Origin of the sequence: Catenulispora pinistramenti, from assembly GCF_018274385.1 — a bacterium.
GTDB classification, from domain to species: Bacteria; Actinomycetota; Actinomycetes; order Streptomycetales; family Catenulisporaceae; genus Catenulispora; species Catenulispora pinistramenti.
The window spans coordinates 1-7,336 of sequence record NZ_JAAFYZ010000347.1 but is presented as its reverse complement, the minus strand read 5'-3'; the positions used below and the strand labels follow the sequence as shown (position 1 = coordinate 7,336).

The window sequence follows — 7,336 nt, the reverse complement described above, 5'->3', positions numbered from 1 at the left end:
CGACTGGTCAACCTCGGCCTCCACCACACCAGCGGCACCTGGGCACTGAGCACCACCACATGATCGAGGGAGCCGCCCCACACGAGGACGGCCCCCCATCACAAGATCTTCATTAGCGTTCTAGGGCCTTTTTCAGAGAATCGGGCGGGGCGGTCTGTCAGGACCGCCCCGGCTCGCTGCTCCACTCATAGAAGACACGCTCAACGACCGCACGGGCCCGCCGCGCGCCGCGCCGGTACTCCTCGACGAACTCCTCGCTGTTCTCAGAGCCCAGATACATCGCGATCCCGGCGCGCTCCTTGATGTCGTTCGGGATCGAGTCCCCGGCCCGGCCGCGCACCAGCATGATGCCGTTGCGCACCCGCGTGGCCTCGATCCAGGCCTCGTCCAGGATCTCGGCGTCGTCGGACTCCAGCAGGCCGGCGTCCACGGCGGCGGACAACGCCAGCCGGGTGCGGGTGGTCTGGAGCGCGGGGACCTCGTGCGCGTAGCAGAGCTGGAGCAGCTGCACGGTCCACTCGACGTCCGACAGGCCGCCGGGCCCGAGTTTGGTGTGCAGGGCCTTGTCCGCGCCGCGCGGCAGCCGCTCGGCCTCCACCCGGGCCTTGATGCGCCGGATCTCGCGCACCGCGGTTTCATCGAGCCCTGATTCCGGGCGGCGCAGCGGGTCGATCAGCGCCTCGAAGCGCCGCCCCAGCTCCGGGTCGCCGGCGACCGGCTCGGCCCGGAGCAGGGCCTGCGCCTCCCACACGTCCGACCAGCGCCGGTAGTACTCGGCGTAGGAGGCGAAGGTGCGGACCAGCGGGCCCTGCCGGCCCTCCGGACGCAGGTCGGCGTCGATGATCAGCGGCGGGTCGGGGGTCGGGATCTGCAGGAGGCGGCGCAGTTCGTTGGCGACGGCGTGCGCGGCGTCGGTCGCGGCGCGTTCGCGCTGGGGCGAGACGCGGCGGGCGGGCGCCGGGCTGCCGTTGGCCGATTCGGGTCCGGCGAGGCGCGGGGCCGCGGCGGCATCCGCCGGGGACGCCATGGATACCGCGGACGCCGGGGATACCGCGGATGCGGATGCCGAGGATCGCGCGGATGCCGAGGCGGCGCCGTCGGCCACGGCCACGGCATTGTCAGACGCGCCCCGAGCGGCCTCGTCCGGATTCGCCGCCTCGGCCCCGTCCGGCAGCGGATCGTGCACGAACAGCACGTCCGCGTCGCTGCCGTAGCCGAGTTCCCGTCCGCCGAACCGGCCGGCGGCGATGATCGCGAAGCGGGTCGGGAGCGGCCCGCCGAGCCGGTTCTCGATCGCCGTCGTGGCGGCCTGCAACGCCCCGCTGAGGGTGGCCGCGGTGACCGCGCTGAGACCGTCGCCGATCTGCTCGACGGTGAGCAGCCCGAGCAGGTCCGCGGCCGCGATCCGGAAGAGCTCACGGCGGCGCACCGCGCGCGCCGCGGCGACCGCGGCCTCCGGGGTCGAGGCCCGCCCGACCGCGGACAGGATCTCCGCCTCCAGCACCGGCCTGGCGCGCGGCACCAGGTTGGCCGGGTCGCCGAGGATGGCGACGGCTTCCGGGGCCCGCAGGAGCAGGTCCGGGGCGTAGCGTCCGGAGGCCAGGACCCGCGCCAGGTGTTCGGCGGCGGCGCCCTCGTCGCGCAACAGCCGCAGGTACCAGTGCGTGTCCCCGAGCGCCTCGGACGCCTTGCGGAACGCCAATAGTCCTCCGTCTGGATCGGCCGCGTCCGCGAACCAGTCCAGCATCACCGGCAGGAGGGTCCGCTGGATCGCCGCGCGGCGACTCACTCCGGACGTGAGCGCCGTCAGATGACGCAACGCTCCCGCGGGATCCGTGTAGCCGAGAGCTTCCAACCGAGACTGCGCGGCCTCCGGCGTCAAGTGAACTGCACCACCCAATGCGGCTTGTCCCGGCGTCAAGCGGGCCACCGCGTCTAACAACGGCCTGTAGAAGAGCTTTTCGTGCAGCCGCCTTACTTCCCGCTTGTGCCGTTTCCATTCACTGTTCAGCTGATCAACCGGATCTTTCCGAAATCCCATGGACCGTCCGAGGCGCCGGAGCTCGGGTTTCTCCTCGGGAAGCGTGTGGGTGCGGCGCAGGCGGTGGATCTGTAGCCGGTGCTCCAGAGTGCGCAGGAACCGGTACGCGTCGGCCAGTGCGGCGGCGTCCGCTCGCCCCACGTAGCCACCCGCGGACAGCGCCCCCAGAGACTCTAACGTTCCGCGCTTGCGCAGGGCCGGGTCTGTGGGCCCGTGCACCAACTGCAACAGCTGCACCGCGAACTCGATGTCCCGCAAACCGCCGGACCCGAGCTTCAACTCCCGCTCGGCCTCCTTGGCCGGGATGTGCGCCACCACCCGGCGCCGCATCGACTGCACGTCCGCGACGAAGCCGGCCCGCCGGGAGGCCGCCCACACCATCGGGGTGACGGCCTCGACGTATTTCGCGCCGAGTTCCCGGTCGCCGGCGGCGGCGCGCGCCTTCAGCAGCGCCTGGAACTCCCAGGTCTTGGCCCAGCGCTCGTAGTAGGCGATGTGGCTGGGCAGCGAGCGCACCAGCGGGCCGTTCTTGCCCTCCGGGCGCAGGTTGGCGTCCACCTGCCAGATGGCGCCCTCGGAGGTGGTGTCGGAGCAGACCCGCATCATGGTCGCGGCCAGCTGGGTCGCGGTGCGCAGCGCCAGGTGCTCGTCGTCCTGGTCGGTGCCGTCCGGGGCGGCCGCGACGAACACCACGTCCACGTCGCTGACGTAGTTGAGCTCCCGGGCCCCGCACTTGCCCATGGCGATGACCGCCAGCCGGGCCGGCGGGTAGTCCTCGGGAAGTTCCGCGCGCGCCACCGCCAAGGCCGCGTCCAGGGTGGCGGTGGCCAGGTCGGAGAGATCGGCGGCCGTTTGGTCGTAGGTCGCGGTCGCCTCGTTCATCGAGGACGCGCCTATGTCGCGCGCCGCGATCCCCAGCAGGGCGTCCCTATAGGCGACGCGCAGTGCGTCCCGCGCGGGGATCCCGGCCAGGTCCGCCACCGGCTCGGCGGCGTCCGGGTCCGCCCCGACCGCCTCCAGCATCAGCCGCCGGAAGGCCGGGGCCAGATCCTCGACGTCGAACTCCACCAGGCCGTGCCAGCCCTCGGGATGCCGCTCCAGGTGGTCGCCCAGCGCCACGCTCACCCCGAGTACGCCCAGCAAGCGGTCCTGGAAGGGCTTCGAGGCGGCCAGCGTGGCCGCCAGTGCCTCGGTGTCCCCGGCAGCCGCCAGCAGCCGTCCGGTGGCGGCCAGCGCCTGGTCCGGGTCGGCGGTGCGGCCGATCGCCTCCAGGAACAACGGATCGCCGCTCAGTTCGCCGAGCGGGGCCTCGGCCAGCGTCTCGAGGGCGGACTCGGGATCGGTGAAGCCGAGCCGGACCAGTCGCGAGCGTGCCGACTCCGGTCCCCGGCCAAGTGCCGCCGTCTGTGCCACCCGGCCCAATGTAGCCGACGACGATCGCCCCCGGCGCCCGGTGTCCGCCAGGTGTTTGTGTCCCGGGGGTAGCCGCGGGGGCACCTGGTTGCGAGACTGGGCACAAGCCGCGAAGCCGCGGACGGCCCGTTACGAATGAGGTGACCACGTGCCCGAGCAGGACGACTTTCATGCGGAGTGGAACGCGTTCGCCGCGGACCACGCCTCCGGCGACCTCGTCGCCGGCTCGATAACCAAGGTCGCGCCCTTCGGCGCCTTCATCCGACTCGGCGGGAGGGTCGAGGGCCTGCTGCACAGGACTCACCTCGACCACACCCCCGAGGTCGGCGACCGGCTGACCGTGCGCATCGACGAGATCGACGCCAGGCGGCAGCGGCTGGTTCTGTCAGCGGGCTGATCCGCTGGGGGGCGGTGCCGCCGCGGGTTCGGTGCCGCTCCCGGTCCAGGGCGCGGGCCTCACTCCGGCTCGCGCTGGCTTACTCCTCCGGCTCGCGCCGCAAGCGCCGGTACAAGTAGAGGCTGTCCGGACAGAACTCGTTATCCGCGATGCTCTGTTCGAGTTCGTCCTCGGTCAGGAACGCGAACCACTCCACCTCCTCCGGCTGCGGAACGACCGGACCGGTGACGGTGGCGGTATAGACGCAGGCCCACTGCGGCACCGGCTCCACGTCATACCGCCACTTGCCAACCGGCCGCAGCACGACATTGCGCTGCCCGACCTCCTCGGCGGCCTCCCGGCGCGCGGTCTTGTCGTAGGTCTCACCGGCCGGAACCATCCCGGCGACGAACATGTCGTAGTGCTTAGGGAAGACCCGCTTCACCTCGGCGCGGCGATGCACCAGGATCCGGCCCGCGTTGTCGCGGAACAGGATGGCGATACTCCGGTGCCGCAGGTTGTGGTCGGTGAGTTCGCCGCGGCGCACGATCCGCAGGATCCGGTCGTTCTCGTCGACTTCGTAGACGAGTTCTTCGTCGGGGTTCACCTGGTTATCAAAGCATGGGGAGGGGTGTTGGATCCCTCTGGCTGGGGGCTGTTCGGGGTTCGGGTGTTTTTTGGGGGGCGGGAGTTTGTGGGGTTAGTTGCGGTTGATATTTGGGTTTTAGAAGCTTTTTACGGCCTTCGGTCATAGTTGTGCCGGTTCGGGGTTCGGGTCGGCGGGTCTGTGACTTGGCTGCCGGTTTTCGCGTTCACAACCCCGCCGCACCTCAGGCCTCTTCAACTCCAGCAAGTCAGAGCAAGGACAAAGGCCAGATCAACATCACAGGCAAGATCAAGAGCCACAAGCAAGGTCAAGGTCAAGGGCTAGCCGGAAAATGAGGGTGACCCAGGGCACCATGAAATGGCCCGGCCTCCCAGGCGATGTTGGTGCAGATGGCAGTCAAGGATCCGTGCCGTCGCGTGAAGCTTCGGGTTCAGTTCGCGAACCGCTCCGATATCGCTGCGTCGGCTCAGTGTTCGCAGGATCATGACGAGCGGGGCGAGGTGAACCGTCAGCGACGTTGACAGCACCTCTCGGGGTCATTTTCGCGCCGACACGACGGCGCTGCAACGCGCCAGACCACTGTGATGAAGGGCCGGGCCTCCGGCGGGCCTCGGCAACCTCAGGGAAACTAGCGCGGTTCCCTCGGGTGGCTGGGTCAGTCTCAGCGGCTGCGGTTTGTGAGGTGGTGCGGTCCGTTCCCCTCGGTCGCGTCGTCAGCCCGGGGGGTACAGCACCGGTGTCCGGGGGTAAAGTCCGCGCGCTGCGGACATGCAGGTGGGCGGCGGTTTCGTATGGCGCGAACTTGACCCCCGGCCACCGGCACTGTAGGCGAAGCCCTGCCGACGCGACCGAGGGGAACGAACCGAAAACCAGCCGGAGAAATACAAAACGCAGGGAACGAGGACACCGGTTGGTTGATGCCGCTGCCAGTAAGGGTGTGGCGGCGGGCCAGTGGTCAGTTAGTCGAGAACATGCCCGGGTGCGGTGCGGGACACTGCGCCCACAACAACCAATCGCCAGTTGCTGATATCCCGGCGGGCCTTGCTGCCCGCAGCATCGGCTTTGGTGGCGAGGCCAATCCGCTATCCGCCGGTGTCTGTCTTGGTAGTCGGCGCGATCCGCACCCGCCAGCCGGGAATGTACACCTCGGGGCTGGTGCGCTGCCAGGCGCTGAACCGGCGGCCGAACTCGCCGAGCCGCCGGTACCGAACCACTGGGCTTTGCCATTCTTCCGGCTGGTTTTCGGTTCGTTCCCCTCGGTCGCGTCGGCAGGGCTTCGCCTACAGTGCCGGTGGCCGGGGGTCAAGTTCGCGCCGTACGAAACCGCAGCTCAGACCGCCGACCGCAGCGCGCGGACTTTACCCCCGGACACCGGTGCTGTACCCCCCGGGCTGACGACGCGACCGAGGGGAACGGACCGCACCACCCCACAAACCGCCGCCGCTGAGCCCTGACCCAGCCACCCTAGGGAACCGCGCTAGTTTCCCTGAGGTTGCCGAGGCCCGCCGGAGGCCCGGCCCTTCATCACAGCTCTTGATCTTGCTCTTGATCTGGCCTGTGCCGTTGATCTTGCCCTTGTCCTTGCCCTCACTTGCTGGAGTTGAAGAGGCCTGAGGTGCGGCGGGGTTGTGAACGCGAAAACCGGCAGCCGACAAACACACCCACCACCACGAACCCCGAACCGGCAAAACTATGACCGAAGGCCGTAAAAATCGCCTTTCAACCCACACCCCAACCGCAACCCGGCCCGCAAACCTCAGCCCCACAAGAAGACCCGAACCCCAACCACCCCACACGCAAGACTTGCCGCACCACGCACCACGCACCACGCACCACGCACCGCACACCGCGCCACCGAGGCCGGCCTACTCTCCCGCAGGCACCGTACAGACCACGCAGCAGCAACAGCGCACTGCGAGTGGCAGACCGTCGCCGGTCCACCACCCGCAGCTCAGCATGATGCGGCTTGACTGCTAGCCCCAGTTGCTAATCCACATTGAGGGCGTTGTCGTCGTTGACGAACGAGGTTTGCCCGTCGCCGATCTCGGTGCCGGTGAACTTGATGGTGATCTTCTGGCCGATGTAGGGAGCCAGGTTGTAGGAGAACTGCGAGTAGCCGTTGTTGGCGTCCAGGTTCGAGAACGTGTGCAGGGTCGACAGGACCGTGCCGGAGGAGTTCAGGACCTGGACGGCCAGGGTGTCCTCGGCCGAGCCCGAGACGTTGCCGGTGTCGATGTGCAGCCAGAAGGACAGGTTGGCGCTCGTGCAGGTGGCCGGGATGCTGACGGTCTGCGCGAGGGTGTCGGTGTGGGTGGTGCCGTAGCCGTCGAGCCAGGCGTCGTAGCTGCCGGAGTGGGCGGGCTCGTCGGTGGTGTCGCTGTTGATGACGCCGGAGGACGCGGTCCACGGGGATGCGCTGCCGGTCTCGAAGCCGGCGTTGCCCAGCAGCTGCGCCGCGGTGCAGCCGCCGCCACCGCCGGAGGTGCTGACGGTCCAGGAGAACGAGGTCGAGCCGGAGGCGGTGCCCGAGGACGCCGTGACCGTCACGCTGGAGGCGCCGGTGCTGGTCGGGGTGCCGGTGATGGCGCCGGAGCTGCTGATCGACAGGCCGGCCGGGAGTCCGGTGGCGGTGTAGGTCAGCGACTTGCCGGCCGAGTCGGTGCCGGAGATCTGCAGGGTGCTGATCGCAGTGCCCTGCGTCGAGGTCTGGCTGCCGGGGTTGGTCACCGAGACGGTCTCGGTCCCGCTGCCGCCGGTCTGCAGGCCGGTGATGCCGTTGGGGGTGCCGATGCCGGTCGGGCCGTCGTAGCCGGTTCCGGCGGTGCACAGGTAGGACGGGGTGCAGGTGCCGTCGTTGCCGGAGGTGACGTCGTAGAAGTTGCTGGTGTGCTGGTAGATG

Annotated in this window: 4 protein-coding genes; 1 reads left to right on the top strand and 3 read right to left on the bottom strand. The window is 69.4% G+C overall.

The genetic code is table 11. From position 1 onward, the window contains the following. Positions 1–157: 157 nt before the first annotated feature. A complete protein-coding gene (locus KGQ19_RS46265) occupies positions 158–3,454 on the bottom strand; it encodes a bifunctional [glutamine synthetase] adenylyltransferase/[glutamine synthetase]-adenylyl-L-tyrosine phosphorylase (protein ID WP_212021597.1) in 3,297 nt (1,098 codons plus the stop codon). A 148-nt stretch (positions 3,455–3,602) separates the two neighbouring features. Between KGQ19_RS46265 and KGQ19_RS50645 the strand changes: the two genes are divergently transcribed. Continuing rightward, positions 3,603–3,851, top strand: a complete 249-nt coding sequence (locus KGQ19_RS50645; protein ID WP_212021595.1) for a S1 RNA-binding domain-containing protein — start codon at positions 3,603–3,605, stop codon at positions 3,849–3,851. Positions 3,852–3,930: 79 nt separating this feature from the next. Here KGQ19_RS50645 and KGQ19_RS46255 read toward each other — a convergent pair whose 3' ends face one another. Both KGQ19_RS46255 and KGQ19_RS46250 read right to left on the bottom strand, forming a co-directional pair. Next, positions 3,931–4,437 carry an NUDIX domain-containing protein gene (locus KGQ19_RS46255; protein ID WP_212021594.1) on the bottom strand — a complete coding sequence of 169 codons (507 nt, stop codon included), beginning with the start codon at positions 4,435–4,437 and terminating at the stop codon, positions 3,931–3,933. Positions 4,438–6,423: 1,986 nt separating this feature from the next. After that, on the bottom strand, positions 6,424–7,336 hold a 913-nt coding region (locus KGQ19_RS46250; protein WP_212021590.1), incomplete at its 5' end, for a putative Ig domain-containing protein.